The organism is Promicromonospora sp. NPDC060271, from assembly GCF_042726755.1.
Lineage (GTDB): Bacteria > Actinomycetota > Actinomycetes > Actinomycetales > Cellulomonadaceae > Promicromonospora.
On the sequence record NZ_JBHXBG010000044.1, the window covers coordinates 15,641 to 30,094 of the forward strand.

Here is a 14,454-nt window from a genome sequence, read left to right on the forward strand (position 1 = left end):
GCACGATCGTAGCGGCGCGTCGCGGACCAGCTGGGCAAAAGTCCACCGGAGGGGGCGTGCTGCTTCGAGGGACGGCCACGCCCACCGACGACCGTGCCCGGAAACCACGTGATCTCCGGGCACGATCGCTGGGTGGGCGTGTTCGCCGGGTGGACGCGGGGCCGCACCCCGCGCAGCGGGGTGTCAGCGCACGCCGAACGCCCGCGTCAGCGTCTGCGACACGCTGTTCCCGTCGCTGTCCTCGACAGCCGTCCGCAGGCTCACGAACTCGGCGTTCCTCGGCGCCGCCAGTCCGGCCGACCAGGAGCCGCGGTCTCGCGTGAGGTCGAGCCGGCGCCAGGTGGCACCGTCGTCGTACGACACCTCGACCGTGGGCCGGCCCACGCGGGCCTCGATCCCCGGCAGGTGCGACGGGGTCACCGTCAGCCGGGCGTTGCGGGAGGCGCGGCCCGCCGTGTCGGTGTCCACGCCGTAGTCGAGCTGGACCAGCGGCAGGGGCTCGACGGCGTCGGGCCCGCTCGCCGCGGACGTGAAGTCCCACTCGGTGTGCGTGTGCGTCGAGTACGGCCCCGCCCAGTCCGCGCGGTCGTTGTCGACGACCACCCGGTACGGCAGCCGCTCGGCGGGCAGACCGCCGCCCACCGGCAGGAACTCGGCGTTGCCCCACAGGAGCTCGGTGTCGCCCTGGTAGAGCGTCGCCCGGTTGCGGACCTCGAAGTTCCCGCCGCCGGTGCTGCCGACGTGACCGCTGCCGGAGTCGCCCCAGCCCGGCACCGGGACGTACATCTGGTCCAGGTAGCGGATCGGCTGGGAGTCCAGCGCACCCATGCGCGGCCGCAGGATCGGCCCGAACCACGTCACGTCACTCGTCGTGCGAGCCCCGTACCGCAGCACCTCGATGGCCGACTGCCCCATCTCGCCCGGGATGTGTGCGCTCTGCGTCCACGGGACGCCCGCGGTGACCCAGTCGGTCCGCTCACCCTGCGCGGGCGCGACGAGCTGGTTGCCCGCCGTCCACCCGTGCCAGACGTCGAACCGTGCCTCCGTGGCGGGACCCTGCCGGTAGTTGCGGAACGACGTGTCCACCCGGGCGAGGTCACGCTTCGTCGAGGTCCACGTGGGCCGGGCCGGGACGGCACCCGTCCAGTGGTGCACGACGTCGTACACGTACTCGGTCGTCGGGTGCGAGGTGACCGTGACCTCGGGTCGGCGGCGGTCCAGCGACCGGAGCAGCTCGGCGCCCTGGCCGGACGTGAGCGTGGCGACCGTGAGCGGGGCCGGCTCGCCAGGGACCCACGGGGACTCGTCCCACGGCGCCAGCCGCCCGACGCCGTCGTGGACCACGAGCAGGAGGCGCGCCCCGGCGTCGGCGGCGGCGTGCGCCAGCGCCGCGATCTCGTCGGTGTCGGCGGCGCGCACGACGACCGCGCTGCCCTTCAGGTGCTTGCCCGACCCCGGCCGCGCCAGGTCCGACGGGCCCTCGGCCTGCACCACCCGCAGGGTTCGGGTGCCCGCCGGCAGCGGCGTGGCACCACGCCTGACCCGCAGGTCGCCGATCCCGTCGCGGCCCTCCACGATCGTCAGCGCCGGCTGCTCCAGGCGGAACTGCGCCCCGAACTCGAACAGGCCGTCGGTGACCTTCTTCCCGGTGGGCAGCGCCCACAGGCTGTCGTGCTCGCCCGCCGGGAACATGGAGCTCGCCGTGTACCCGCCGTTCGGGAACTGCCGGATCACGTCGAGGCGCATCGCCCCCGGGTCCGTGTCCTGCGGCACCTCGGCACGCACCTGCACCGCCTTGCGGGCGTCGAGCACGACCGCCCGGTCCTGGCTCAGGTCCACGTCCACGAAGCTCAGGAGCGCGGTGCCGAGCGAGCCCGGCCCGTTCGCGCCCTCGACGCCGACCGACAGCCAGCCGCTGTAGCTGTCCACCGGCAGCCGCAGCACGGCCGTGCCGTTCTCGTCGAGGTCCGCCCCAGCGAAGATGGCGTCCGACGTGACGAGCAGCTTGCCCGTCGCCGGGCGACCGTCGTCGCCCTTCACGGTGACGGTCAGCTCCTGGCGCTGCCCCTCCCGGGTCGCGCCCGTCAGGGTCCGGGCCCGCACCGTCCCGGCGGCGTCCGTCGCGACGACCGTGGCACCGAGCTCCTGGTCCGCGGGCAGCAGCGACAGGTCGGCAGTGAGCGTCACCTCCGCTGTGCCGTGCGCCGGCACCGTGACCGAGCCCGCCGACAGCGTGAGGAAGCCCGCAGGGACCGCGCCGTCGACCGCGAGGTGCAGGTCGACCGGCGCGTCACCCAGGTTCGTGTACGTGACCGGCTTCGACAGCTCGTCCGGGCCGGACCCGAACGTGTGGAAGCCGAACCCGGCGCTCGCGGTGCCGAAGACCTCCGCGGCCACGGCCGCCGGCGCGTCGACCCGGCCGCTGCCGGCCTCGAAGGCCATGTAGGCGGGCGTGGCGACGGCCGTGCTGACGATCGCCTCCTTGATCTGCTGCGCCGTCCACTCCGGGTGCGCCGCCGCGACGAGCGCGGCGGTGCCCGCGACGTGCGGGGTCGCCATCGAGGTGCCGCTCATGGTCGTGTACATGCCGGATCCGCGCACGAGCTGCGAGCGGGCCGCGAGGACGTCGACGCCGGGGGCGGTGACCTCGGGCTTGATCCCGCCGTCGAGCGCAGGGCCCGTGCTGGAGAACTCGGAGAGCGTGTCGGTCGCGTCGACGGCACCCACGGTCAGGGCCGAGTCGGCGAGGGCCGGGGTGCTGATGGTCCGCGGGCCGCCGTTGCCCGCAGCGGTCACGAACAGCGCTCCGGTCTCGGCGGTGAGCTCGTCGAGGGCCTGCGCCATCGGGTCGTCCGCCCCTGCGGGCTCGCCGCCGAGGCTCATGCTGACCACCCGGGCGTCCTGGTCGCGGGCGGCCCACTCCATGCCGGCGATGATCCAGGACTCCAGACCCTGGCCGTTGCTGTCCAGCACCTTGCCGACGTGCAGCCGGGCGTCGGGGGCGACACCCCGCTCGAGCCCGTCGGACGCCGCGCCGGTACCCGCGATGGTCGAGGCGACGTGCGTGCCGTGCCCGATGTAGTCCTCGACGTAGTCCTCGGTGGGTACGAACGAGGCCGACGCCGCGACCTGGTCGGCCAGGTCCGGGTGCGTGGGATCGATGCCCGTGTCGAGCACGGCGACGTCGACGCCGGTGCCGGTGTTGCCGTCGGCCCACACGTCGGGCGCGCCGATCTGGGCGGTGGACTCGGCGAGGTCGGCGGTGACCGGGCCGTCGAGCCAGACCTTCTCGATGCCGCCGGCGAACATGGGGGCGTCGCCGCGGCGGGCGCTGCCGGAGTCTGCGGCGTCGGTCAGGGCGGTCCAGAACGTGGCCGCATCGGAGCGGTCCTGCTCCACGGCGGCGCCGTCCACGCTCGGCAGCGCGCGGACGACGTCGGACCCGTCGAGCGGCGTGGTGCCGCGCGACCGGGCCGCGGCGTCCGTGTAGCGGACGATCAGCGGCAGCGTGTCCGCGCTCGCGTCGTCGTAGCCGTTCGCGAGGAGCTGGGTCACGTTGAACAGCCGGTCGTCGAGGGTGCCCGCGGTGACGTAGGGGAGCGCGGCGTCCGGGTAGACGTACGTGCTGCCCTCGCGCTCGGTGCGGTGGTAGGTCGACGTCGCGCCGCCGGGACCCTTGACGTCGGTGACGGTGGTGCCGTCCGCCGCCGTCGTGACGGTGACCGTGTCGCCGGTGATCAGGGTGACGCTGCGCGAGCCCGGCGCCGACGACGGGAGCGCGGCGGGTGAGCCGTCCGGCGGGACGGCACTGCCGGGGGCTGCCGGAGCCGCGGCGGACGTCGCAGCGGCTCCGACCGCCAGAGTCGCCGCGACGCCGACGGCGACCAGCCCTCTGGCACGGGTGAGGAAGGTGGACACAGAAGTCCCTTTCGAGAGGTGTTGCTCCTTTCCTACTCATCGGCGACCGTGCGCTGGGTTTCGCCCGTGTAACGGCGCCGTCGTTTCATGGCCGACTCCGGTCAGATGGCACCGTCCGGTCAGTTTTCTGCGGTCGCCCACCCGTCGCGGTGGGCGACGCCGGGCATCACGCCGCCTCGCTTCTGCCCTCGGCGAGGTGACGGACCCGCTCGACGTCCGCGCCGGCGTCGGACAGGACGCGGCGGGCCGGGGAGTCCGCACGTGTCAGGCCGAGCAGGAGGTGCCCGCCGTGGATCTCCTTGGAGCCCAGGCGGATCGCCTCGCGGAGCGCGAGCTCCAGCGACTTCTTCGCGTCCGCGGTGAACGGGACGTGCTTGCGGCGTCCGCGCAGGATGCGGCCGGCGCGGGTCAGCGCGCCCTCGCCGAAGGTCTCCTCGGTGCGCCGCGTGACCTCGTCGAGGTCGATGCCGACGGCGGCCAGCGCGGCCGGGTCGAGGGCGTCGCCCGCCTCGATGCGCGTGCGCACGCGTGCGACGAGCTCCGCCACGTCGATACCGCCGTCGGCCAGAGCGGTGCGGGCGGGTCCGTCGCCCTCGGCGAGGGCGACGAGCAGGTGGCGGCTGTCGATCCGGTCGCTGTGCGCGCCGCGGGCGACGAGCTGGGCGTCGACGACGGCGGAGCGGGCGTCCTTCGTGAACCTCTCGAACATCAGATCCTCCTGTTGTGCTTCTTGTGGACTGCCTGGCGGGAGACGCCGAGCGCGCCGGCGATGTCCTGCCACGACCAGCCGAGCCGCCGCGCGCGCTCCACCTGGAGCGCCTCGAGACGGTCGGCGAGCTCGCGCAGGGCCCGGACGGCGCGCAGTCCCTCGGCGGGGTCGTCCCCGGCGGCGGACGCGACAAGTGCTTGCTGGCTCATGTGTCAACTATGGTTGACGGGCTCCTCGGTGTCAACCCAGGTTGACGATCTGCCGGGTAGCCTCGACGCGCCGGTGCCAGGGGGCGCCGGGCGCCCGTCCGCGGGCGCACCACGACAAGGGAGTCGTTCATGCACAGCACTCGTTTCCTGGGCCGCGGGATCGCCGCGCTCACCGCGCTCGGCGCGGTCGTGGCGGGTCCGGCCTACGCGGCGATGACCAGCGGCGCCGACCGGCTCGGCGGCCACGGGATCATCAGCACGGCCACGTCCACGTCCACGGCCACCTCCGACGGTGCGACGACCGGGCGGCCTGCCAGGGACTGCGCGGTGCCGGCGGGCACGAGCCAGGTCGACGTCGAGCTGGACGGCGTCGCCTATCCCGTCCGGGTGCACGTGCCCGACGTCGCCCCCGATGCCGCCCCCGAAACCGACCACAGCACCGGCGCCCGGCCGCTGGTGCTCAACCTGCACCCCAGCAACGGCAACGCGGAGTCGATCTCCGCGTACAACGACCTCGACCTGACCGCCGACGCGGAAGGGTTCGTCACGGCGGCACCCAACGGCGCCATCCCCGTCGCCGACCCGAACCCCGACCAGGTCTGGTTCTGGAACGTGCCAGGCGTGCCGACGACGGCGGGCGCGTACCCGCCGCCGGGCACGCGCGACGACGTCGAGTTCCTCACCGCCGTGATCGACGAGCTGGTGGGTCTCGGCTGTGCCGACCCGCGCCGGGTCTACGTGACGGGGCACTCCGGCGGCGCCCGGATGGCGTCGGCGTACGCGTGCGCCCGCCCGGACAAGGTCGCGGCCATCGCGCCGGTCGCCGGGCTCCGCGCGGGCCGGCCCTCGCCCGACGACCCGGCCGCCGTCGAGCTCCAGTCGTGCGCCCCCGCGCGCAGCGTGCCGGTGATCACCTTCCACGGCGACGCGGACACCGTGAACCCCTACCAGGGCAACGGTGACAAGCGCTGGGGGTACACGACCCAGCTCGCCGTGCAGTCGTGGGCGCGGATGAACGGTTGCACCACCGGACCGAGCGTCGAACCGGTCACGGAGCACGTCACCAGGGAGACGTACACCACATGCCGCGGGCGGGCCGACGTCGTGTTCTACAAGGTCGCCGGCGGTACGCACAGCTGGCCAGGGGGCAACGACAGCAGCGCCACGCAGGAAGTGTCTGCAACCGAGCTCATCTGGGAGTTCTTCACCCACTACCGCAGGTGACCGTACCGCGCTCGTCGGCCGTGCCGCCGAGCCGCGACCCCGCCTCCTACCGGCCGCGGAATAACGTCGCTTCGTTCGGAAGCACGGGCGATCCAGGGCTACGCTGTACCGGGATGTCTTGACGTCGAGACATCGCTTCAGCCGGGCTCCGGGCGACAACGACGTCCGAGGGCCGCATCCCGATGGAAGGACGCAGCAGGGTGGACCTGTTCGAATACCAGGCGCGCGACATCTTCGAGAAGCACGGCGTGCCCGTGCTTGGTGGGGTTGTCGCGACGACCCCCGAAGAGGCTCGCGAAGGCGCCGAGAAGCTGGGCGGCGGAACCGTCGTCGTGAAGGCCCAGGTCAAGACCGGTGGTCGTGGCAAGGCGGGCGGCGTCAAGCTGGCCCACTCGCCCGAAGAGACCGCCGAGAAGGCCGGCGAGATCCTCGGTATGGACATCAAGGGTCACACCGTGCACCGCGTGATGGTGGCGCAGGGCGCCAAGATCGCCGAGGAGTTCTACTTCTCCGTGCTCCTGGACCGGTCGAACCGCAACTACCTCGCCATGTGCTCCGTCGAGGGCGGTATGGAGATCGAGCAGCTCGCCGTCGAGCGCCCCGAGGCGCTGGCCCGCATCGCCGTCGACCCGGCCGTCGGCATCGACGAGGCCAAGGCCGCCGAGATCGTGGACGCGGCAGGTTTCGCCGACGACATCAAGGGCAAGGTCGCCGAGGTCATCCAGCAGCTCTGGACCGTGTTCAAGGCCGAGGACGCCACGCTGGTCGAGGTCAACCCGCTGGTCCGCACCGAGGACGGCGAGATCGTCGCGCTCGACGGCAAGGTGACGCTCGACGAGAACGCCGGCTTCCGTCACGCGGACCACGCGGAGCTCGAGGACGCGGCGGCCGCCGACCCGCTCGAGGCGAAGGCCAAGGAGAACGACCTCAACTACGTCAAGCTCGACGGCGAGGTCGGCATCATCGGCAACGGCGCCGGCCTGGTCATGTCGACGCTCGACGTGGTCGCGTACGCCGGTGAGCGGCACGGCGGCGTGAAGCCCGCCAACTTCCTCGACATCGGCGGCGGCGCGAACGCCAAGGTCATGGCGAACGGTCTCGACGTCATCCTCGGGGACGAGCAGGTCAAGGCAGTGTTCGTGAACGTCTTCGGTGGCATCACCGCCTGCGACGAGGTGGCCAACGGCATCGTCGGCGCGCTCGACCTGCTGGGCGACGCCGCGACCAAGCCGCTGGTCGTCCGCCTCGACGGCAACAACGTCGAGCTGGGCCGTCAGATCCTCGCCGAGCGCAACCACCCGCTCGTCACCCTTGCCGACACCATGGACGGCGGCGCCGACCTCGCCGCAGCCAAGGCCGCGGCCGCCGCCTGATCGCCCGCTGAAGACTTCGAAAGCAGAGATTAGAAGACAATGTCGATCTACCTGAACAAGGACTCGAAGATCATCGTCCAGGGCATCACGGGCGGCATGGGTGCCAAGCACACCGCCCTCATGCTCGACTCCGGTGCGACGATCGTCGGCGGCGTGAACGCTCGCAAGGCCGGCACCACGGTGCAGCACAAGGACGCCTCGGGCGCGGACGTCACCCTCCCCGTGTACGGCACCGTCAAGGAGGCCATGGCCGAGACCGGTGCGGACGTCTCCGTCGTCTTCGTGCCGCCGGCCTTCACCAAGGACGCGGCCATCGAGGCCATCGACGCGGGCATCGGCCTGCTCGTGGTCATCACCGAGGGCGTGCCGGTGCAGGACACCGCCGAGGTGTGGTCGTACCTGCAGGGCAAGGAGACCCGGATGATCGGGCCGAACTGCCCCGGCATCATCACCCCGGGCGAGTCGCTGGCCGGCATCACGCCGCACACCATCACGGGCAAGGGCCCGATCGGTCTCGTGTCGAAGTCGGGCACGCTGACCTACCAGATGATGTACGAGCTGAAGGACCTCGGCTTCTCGACCGCCATCGGCATCGGCGGCGACCCGATCGTCGGCACCACGCACATCGACGCGCTCGAGGCCTTCGAGAACGACCCGGAGACCAAGGCGATCGTGATGATCGGCGAGATCGGCGGCGACGCCGAGGAGCGTGCCGCCGAGTACATCAAGGCGCACGTCACCAAGCCGGTCGTCGGCTACGTCGCGGGCTTCACCGCCCCCGAGGGCAAGACGATGGGCCACGCCGGCGCGATCGTGTCCGGCTCGGCCGGCACCGCCGCGGCGAAGAAGGAGGCCCTCGAGGCCGTCGGCGTCAAGGTCGGCAAGACGCCGACCGAGACCGCCGACCTCATGCGCGAGGTCCTGCGGTCCCTCTGACCCTGGACGGGTTGCGGTCGAGAACGGGGTTGTGTTTCTCAGGAGGCGCCTGAGGGACACAACCCCGTTGTCGTGCACCTGGCTAGCCGCCGCACGCCCCGCCAAGCTGGGCTTTTACACCAAAGCGCCCTGCTTACTCCATATCTGGCAGTGATTTTTCCCGAAGTCCACCCGGGCCACGCCGAGCCGCGTCCGCCGGGTGACGGCCCTGACCGGGTGAAGATTGGGTGGTGAGCGCACCACCCCGCCCCAGCTCGGCCACCCGTACTCCCGGTGCCCGGACGAGCCGACCGGCCAGCAGGCCGACCGCCCGCCGCAGCCGGCTGGTCGAGGAGCCGACCCCGGCGGAGCACGAACCGCCGACCGTCTCCCACGTCGTCGCCGGTGTCCTCGCGTCCGGTCAGGCGCTCGTGCTGTCGCTCGCGGTGGTGGTCCTCCCGGCGGTCTTTGCCTACCTCGTCGGCACCGCCGCGATGGCCACGGCCGCCGGCGCGCCCGGTACCGCCGGTATCCCCGGTACTCCCGGCGACGGCGCGGAGGTGCGCTCGGCCGTCGACGTCGCGATGGGCATCTGGCTGCTCGGCCACGGAGTCCCGCTCACCGCCGACACCGTCACCGTCTCCCTCGCACCGCTCGGCGTAGCGGGCCTCGCGCTGTTCGCCACCTACGTCTCGGCCAAGCGTTTCGCCACCACCTCGGTGGCCGCGTGGGCGGCCGGCACAGTCACCTACGCCCTCTGCACGACGGCGGTGGCCGCCATCGCGGGGAGCGCACCCGGCTGGACGCTCGCGACAGCACCCCTGGCCGGCCTGTTCATGGGCGGGCTCGGCATGGCGCTCGGCATCCTGGCGCGCCCGGACGCTCCGGCGGCGACCGAGCTCGGCGAGCGAGCGGAGGTGCTGGCCCGCCGGGCCACCGGCGTCGACCTGGTGCCGGCGACGCTGCGGCTCGGACTGCGGGGCGGGACGTTGGCCGTCGCGCTGCTCCTCGGCGGTGCGGCGCTCCTGGTGGCGGCGTGGGCGCTGGCCGGGCGTGCCACGTCGTCGGACATCATCACCGCCCTCGAACCCGGCTGGACCGGCGGGATCGTGTTCGCCGTCGCGCAGCTTGCCCTGCTGCCCAACCTGGTGCTGTGGGCCATCGCCTGGCTCGCCGGGCCGGGCTTCGCCATCGGCGAGGGGACCAGCTTCACGCCGTTCGGCACGATCTCCGGACCGCTGCCCGCCATCCCGCTCCTCGGCGCGCTGCCCGGGGAGGACTGGGCCAACCCGATCAGCGCCTGGGCTCCCGTGCTCGTGGTCGCCTGCGGGGTGGTGGCGGGCCTGTTCGTGTGGCGCCGGCTGGAGCCGTCGCTGGTCCGCTGGTCCGACGTCGGCTGGGTGCTCGGCGGGATCGTCCTCACCCCGGCCGTCGTCATGCTGCTCGGGCAGTGGATGGCGGCGGGTGCCGGTGGGCCGGGGCGGCTGGCCGACGTCGGCGCGAACCCGTTGCTGACCGCGGGCCTGGTCGCCGCGGAGGTCGGTGGGGGAGCTGCCGCGGTGCTGCTCGGCGCCAAGCTGGACGCCGTCGGCCTGCCCGCGCGCCTGCGGGTCCGGGTCGAGGAGGCGGGGACGGTGCGCGAGAGCTCCGTCGCCGACCTGCTGCCCGACGAAGGACCAGGCGCCGACGCTCCCCGACCGTCGGACGGAGCAGCGGAACCCGACCGGTCCGAGCAACCCGAGCATCTCGACCAGCCCGAGCATCTCGACCAGCCCGACCAGCGCGACCAGCCCGACCGGCCCGACCTCCCCGACCGGCCTGTCAGGGAGGTGGACGACGCGTCGACCGACGGTTCGGCCCGCGGACCGGTGTCCACGTAGGCTGGGTCCCGTGCAGACGCCCTCCGGTCACCCCGTCGAGTCCACGTCGTCCCAGCGGGTCGTGGTGCTGGTCTCCGGGTTCGGCTCCAACCTCGCCGCCCTGCTCGCCGCGCACGAGGAGCCGTCGTACGGCGCCCGCGTGGTCGGCGTCGTGACCGACAACCCCGCCGCCGGTGCCCTCGATCTCGCGCACGAGGCGGGGGTCGCCTCGGTCGTCGTCTCGACGAAGGACTTCGAGGACCGCGCCGCGTGGAACGTGGGCGTCGCGGAGGCCGTCGCGGTCTTCCAGCCGGACCTCGTGGTGCTCGCCGGCTTCATGCGGATCCTGGCGCCGACGTTCGTGCGGCGGTTCGAGGGGCGCATCATCAACACGCACCCCGCCCTCCTACCCGCCTTCCCTGGCGCCCACGGCGTGCGCGACGCGCTCGCCCACGGCGTGAAGATCACCGGCTGCACGGTCCACGTCGTGGACGACGGTGTGGACACCGGCCCGATCATCGCCCAGGCCGCCGTGCCCGTCCAGGAGCACGACGACGAGCCGACGCTGCACGAACGCGTCAAGGTCGCCGAGCGCGCGCTGCTCGTCGAGACGGTGGGCCGCATCGCCCGCGAGGGCCTGTACGTCGCGGGCCGCAAGGCTTCGATCGGCCGCTGAGCGCGGTCTCGACCGTCCGGTCGAGGATGTCTGGGCCAACGTGTACTCGGGTGACGGGTGCCGGGCCTGCTGAAATCCGTTCGGCTCTGCCATGTCTGCTTCGCCCTGGCTGAACAATTCGGCAGGGCCCGCATCCTCGGGTCTGAGCTGAACGCAATACGGCCCAGCCGGCACCCACGACACGGGTATGCGTTGCCCCGGAGGCCCTGACACCGCCGCAGGCCCGGCGGGGAGACCAGCCGGGGCGCGGACATTTCACCCGCGCGACACACCTGACCACTACGTTGTGCGGCGTGACCGCAGAGACTCGGACGGCCGAGACCGAACCGGCGCCGGAGGTTCCGCTCCGGCGCAACCGTGCCTACCTGCTTCTGACCACCGGCCGGTTCGCGCAGGCGATCGGGGCGGGCGTCGGCACGTTCGCGGTGCCGCTGCTGGCGTTCGAGCTCACCGGTTCGGTGGCGCAGGCCGGCCTGATCAGCGGGATCGGCCAGGTCGGCGCGCTGGTGGCGACCGTGCCGGCGGGCGTCGTGGCGGACCGGGTGGACCGCCGTCGGCTGCTGGTGCTCGCTGCCACCACGGGAACGGCCCTCTGGGCGACGGCGCTGGTGGCCGGTCTCGCCGGTGCCCTGAGCGGGTGGCACCTGGCGGCGGTGCTGTTCGGCTCCTCGATGGTGAGCGCGTTCGTGAATCCCGCGTCGGGGGGTGCGCTGCGCGCCGTCGTGCCGCCTGCCCAGATGGCGCACGCTATGGCCGTCAACCAGGGGCGGATGGCGGCCGTCGGGCTGTTCGCCGGGCCCGTCGGGGGGCTGCTCTACGGCATGGCCCACGTGCTGCCGTTCGTGGCCTCGGTGGTCGGGCACGCGATGGAGGCGGTCGCGGTCTCGCTCGTGCGCGAGCCGCTCAACCGCGCGCGGACCGAGCCGAGCCATCCGCTCGCCGACCTGCGCGACGGGCTGCGCTTCGTGGGCGCCGTGCCGCTCTTCCGTGCCGTGCTCGTGCTGATCACGCTGCTGAACCTGACGGCGATCGCGCTGGTCGTGGTCATCAACCTCGAGCTCGTCCGGACGGGCACCGATCCCCGGCTGATCGGGCTGGTGGACGCGTGTGCGGGTGTCAGCATGCTGGCGGGAGCCCTCGTCGCCGGACCGATCGTGCGGCGCACCAGGGTGGGCCGGTTCGGGCTCCTGACCATCGGCCTGCTCGTCGTCGCGCTGGCCGTCATGGCGCTCGTGCCGACGTACTGGGTCTTCGTCGCGATGCTGGCGTTCGGGGTGTTCCTCTACCCGGCGCTCAACGCGGGCTTCACCGGGTACCTCACGGTGATCGTCCCTGACCGGATGATCGGCCGCGCCACGTCCCTGCTCGGGCTGACGGGGCTGATCGCCGCGCCTGCCGCGCCCGTCCTCGGTAGCGCGCTGCTGGAAGGCCTCGGCATCCGCGCCGGCCTGTGGGTGATGGTGGGGGCGATGGCGTGCGTGCTCCTGGCGCTCTGCTGCACGCGGCCGCTCATGCGGATCGGCGCGCCGGACACCTGGGCGGCCGACGCGCTGGAGTGACCGGCGACGCCGTCGTCGCCGGCCACTCGGGGAGCGGCGTCAGACCGCTGACCAGCCGCCGTCCGAGGCGATGACCGCGCCGTTGAGGTTCACCGAGTCCTTCGACAGGAGGAACGTGATGGAGGCGGCCAGCTCCCCGGCCATGGCCAGGCTCGGGATGTTGCCCTGGTAGGGCCGCAGGACTCCGGCGCCGAAGTCCGCGGCCTCGGGTACCGGGATGCCGGTCGCGACGCCGCCGGGCGCCACGGCGTTGGTGCGGATGCCGCTCCTCGCGTACATCACGGCCGACGACTTGGTCAGGCCGACCACCGCATGCTTGGAGGCGGTGTAGGCCACGCCTGCGGCCGAACCGCGCAGCCCGGCCTCGGAGGCGACGTTCACGATGCGTCCTTCCTTCGCCGCCAGCATGCTCGGCACGACGGCGCGGGTCAGGCGCATCGTGCCCTCCAGGTTCACACGCAGCACGCGCTCCCACAGGTCGTCGCTGACCTCGTGGATCGCGGACATGTCGTCCATGATCCCGGCGACGTTGGCCAGTGCGTCGATGCGGTCGCCCGCCGCGAGGACCATCCGCTCGACGTCGCCCTGGTCGGAGATGTCGCCGGCGACGGGGACCACCTCCGCTCCGGCGGGGAGGTCGGTCAGCGTGGCCGCGAGCTCGTCGAGCCTCTCCTTGGAGATGTCGGCGGCGATGACCCGGCCGCCCTCGCGCGCCACGCGGGTGGCGACGGCCCGGCCGATGCCGGACGCCGCACCGGTCACGATCACCGTCTGGCCGGCGAAGCGGCCGGGGGTGAGCCGTTCGACCCAGCCGGCCGGCTGCTCGCGGACAGCGTCCGTGTCCGACTGGGCGGCCTCGTCGGGTGCGGCGTCCCGGTAGGCCCCGACCAGGGCGTCGAGCGCCTCGGTGGGGAACGTGCCGCCGGACATGGCCACGAGCTGCCCCAGCGGCAGGCCGCGGGCGGGGGCCAGCGAGTCCGGCGTCGCGCCGCCCTGGGCGAGGAAGCCGGCGAGGATCTGGCCGCCGACCGGGTGGTCGAGCCATTCGCCGACGGTGGAGTGAACGGTCAGTGCCATGGTGCGCTCCTGGACGGGCTAGGTACCGGACAGAGTTGTCCGGTACCTAGGATAGCGCCATGACCGGTGTACTTCGCGACCCTCGGCGCGGCGACGTCCCGCACGCACCCGCGCGCCGCGGGGGAGTGCCCAACCTCGGGCCGCGCGCCGCGGCGGGCAACCGCGCCGCGCTGCTGGCGGCGGCTCGCGAGGTCTTCGGGTCCGCGGGGACCGGCGCGCCGCTGAGCGCGGTCGCCAAGCGTGCGGGCGTCGGACAGGGCAGCCTCTACCGGCACTTCCCGGAGCGGATCGACCTCGTGGTCGCCGTCTTCGAGGAGCAGGTGGCCGCCGTTGAGGAGCTCGCTGCGACCCCCGGCGTCGGGCTGCCCGACCTGCTCGGGCTGGTCACACGGCATGCCGTCGACTCGGTCGGGTTCGTGGACCTGGTCCGGTCGAGCGCGCCCGACGGGCGGCTGGCCGGCCTGGGCGACCGGGTCGCCGTCGCGCTGGGGACCCGGCTCGAGGACGCGACGGCTGCCGGGGACGTCCCGCCCGGGACGACGTCGGACGACCTGCTGCTCGCCGTCTCGATGGTGGCCGGCGGGCTCTCCGGGGTCGGTGCGGCCGACCGGGTCCCCAGGGCCGCGCGGGCCTGGGAGCTGCTGGGGTTCGAGGTGCGGATGCCTGCGTGAGCGCTACGCGCTCCGCGCCGGCGCACTGGTGCGCCGGAACGCGCTCGGGCTGACGCCGCGGACGCGCTTGAACGCCACGCTGAAGGCGAACGGGTCGGAATAGCCGACGACGCGGGCGACCTCAGCGACAGTCGCGCTCTCGCGCTCGGTCAGCAGGTCGGCGGCGAGCGTCATGCGCCAGCCCGTGAGGTAGGTCAGCGGCGGGGGGGGGGGCCCCGCCGGGCCCCCCCAGGGCGCCGCGGGGAGCGGCACCCCCCCCCCCCC

Annotated in this window: 12 protein-coding genes; 7 read left to right on the forward strand and 5 right to left on the reverse strand. The window is 73.3% G+C overall.

Going from position 1 to position 14,454, the window contains the following annotated elements:
* Window positions 1-183: 183 nt before the first annotated feature.
* The 3 genes from ACFWE2_RS09335 to ACFWE2_RS09345 all read right to left on the reverse strand — a co-directional run bounded on the left by ACFWE2_RS09335 (window position 184) and on the right by ACFWE2_RS09345 (window position 4,836).
* Window positions 184-3,918 carry a S8 family serine peptidase gene (locus ACFWE2_RS09335; protein WP_377223941.1) on the reverse strand — a complete coding sequence of 1,245 codons (3,735 nt, stop codon included), beginning with the start codon at window positions 3,916-3,918 and terminating at the stop codon, window positions 184-186.
* 166 nt (window positions 3,919-4,084) lie between these two features.
* A complete protein-coding gene (locus ACFWE2_RS09340) occupies window positions 4,085-4,627 on the reverse strand; it encodes a Clp protease N-terminal domain-containing protein (RefSeq protein ID WP_377223942.1) in 543 nt (180 codons plus the stop codon).
* Complete coding sequence (locus ACFWE2_RS09345) at window positions 4,627-4,836, reverse strand: helix-turn-helix domain-containing protein (RefSeq protein ID WP_377223943.1); 210 nt, start codon at window positions 4,834-4,836, stop codon at window positions 4,627-4,629. Before ACFWE2_RS09345 ends, ACFWE2_RS09340 begins: the two co-directional genes overlap by 1 nt.
* Window positions 4,837-4,965: 129 nt before the next feature.
* On the opposite strand from ACFWE2_RS09345, the gene ACFWE2_RS09350 reads away from it, so the two are divergent.
* From ACFWE2_RS09350 to ACFWE2_RS09375, 6 genes are all read left to right on the forward strand, one after another.
* Window positions 4,966-6,060 carry an alpha/beta hydrolase family esterase gene (locus ACFWE2_RS09350; protein WP_377223944.1) on the forward strand — a complete coding sequence of 365 codons (1,095 nt, stop codon included), beginning with the start codon at window positions 4,966-4,968 and terminating at the stop codon, window positions 6,058-6,060.
* Window positions 6,061-6,260: 200 nt separating this feature from the next.
* Entirely contained in the window at window positions 6,261-7,433 is a 1,173-nt protein-coding gene (gene sucC / locus ACFWE2_RS09355) for an ADP-forming succinate--CoA ligase subunit beta (protein ID WP_377223945.1), read from the forward strand.
* Window positions 7,434-7,472: 39 nt separating this feature from the next.
* Window positions 7,473-8,369: a succinate--CoA ligase subunit alpha gene (gene sucD / locus ACFWE2_RS09360; protein ID WP_377223946.1), complete on the forward strand. Its 897-nt coding sequence runs from the start codon at window positions 7,473-7,475 to the stop codon at window positions 8,367-8,369.
* A 230-nt stretch (window positions 8,370-8,599) separates the two neighbouring features.
* Window positions 8,600-10,228 (forward strand): DUF6350 family protein, encoded by a 1,629-nt coding sequence (locus ACFWE2_RS09365; RefSeq protein WP_377223947.1) that lies wholly within the window; start codon window positions 8,600-8,602, stop codon window positions 10,226-10,228.
* A gap of 10 nt (window positions 10,229-10,238) precedes the next feature.
* Window positions 10,239-10,883 (forward strand): phosphoribosylglycinamide formyltransferase, encoded by a 645-nt coding sequence (purN, locus tag ACFWE2_RS09370; RefSeq protein WP_377223948.1) that lies wholly within the window; start codon window positions 10,239-10,241, stop codon window positions 10,881-10,883.
* A gap of 293 nt (window positions 10,884-11,176) precedes the next feature.
* Entirely contained in the window at window positions 11,177-12,442 is a 1,266-nt protein-coding gene (locus ACFWE2_RS09375) for an MFS transporter (RefSeq protein ID WP_377223949.1), read from the forward strand.
* Window positions 12,443-12,481: 39 nt separating this feature from the next.
* Here ACFWE2_RS09375 and ACFWE2_RS09380 read toward each other — a convergent pair whose 3' ends face one another.
* A complete protein-coding gene (locus tag ACFWE2_RS09380; RefSeq protein WP_377223950.1) occupies window positions 12,482-13,519 on the reverse strand; it encodes an SDR family NAD(P)-dependent oxidoreductase in 1,038 nt (345 codons plus the stop codon).
* A 59-nt stretch (window positions 13,520-13,578) separates the two neighbouring features.
* Here ACFWE2_RS09380 and ACFWE2_RS09385 point away from each other — a divergent pair, with 59 nt between their 5' ends.
* Window positions 13,579-14,190 (forward strand): TetR family transcriptional regulator, encoded by a 612-nt coding sequence (locus ACFWE2_RS09385; RefSeq protein ID WP_377223951.1) that lies wholly within the window; start codon window positions 13,579-13,581, stop codon window positions 14,188-14,190.
* A gap of 3 nt (window positions 14,191-14,193) precedes the next feature.
* On the opposite strand, the gene ACFWE2_RS09390 is transcribed toward ACFWE2_RS09385, so the two are convergent.
* Complete coding sequence (locus tag ACFWE2_RS09390; protein ID WP_377223952.1) at window positions 14,194-14,442, reverse strand: helix-turn-helix domain-containing protein; 249 nt, start codon at window positions 14,440-14,442, stop codon at window positions 14,194-14,196.
* Window positions 14,443-14,454: the final 12 nt, after the last annotated feature.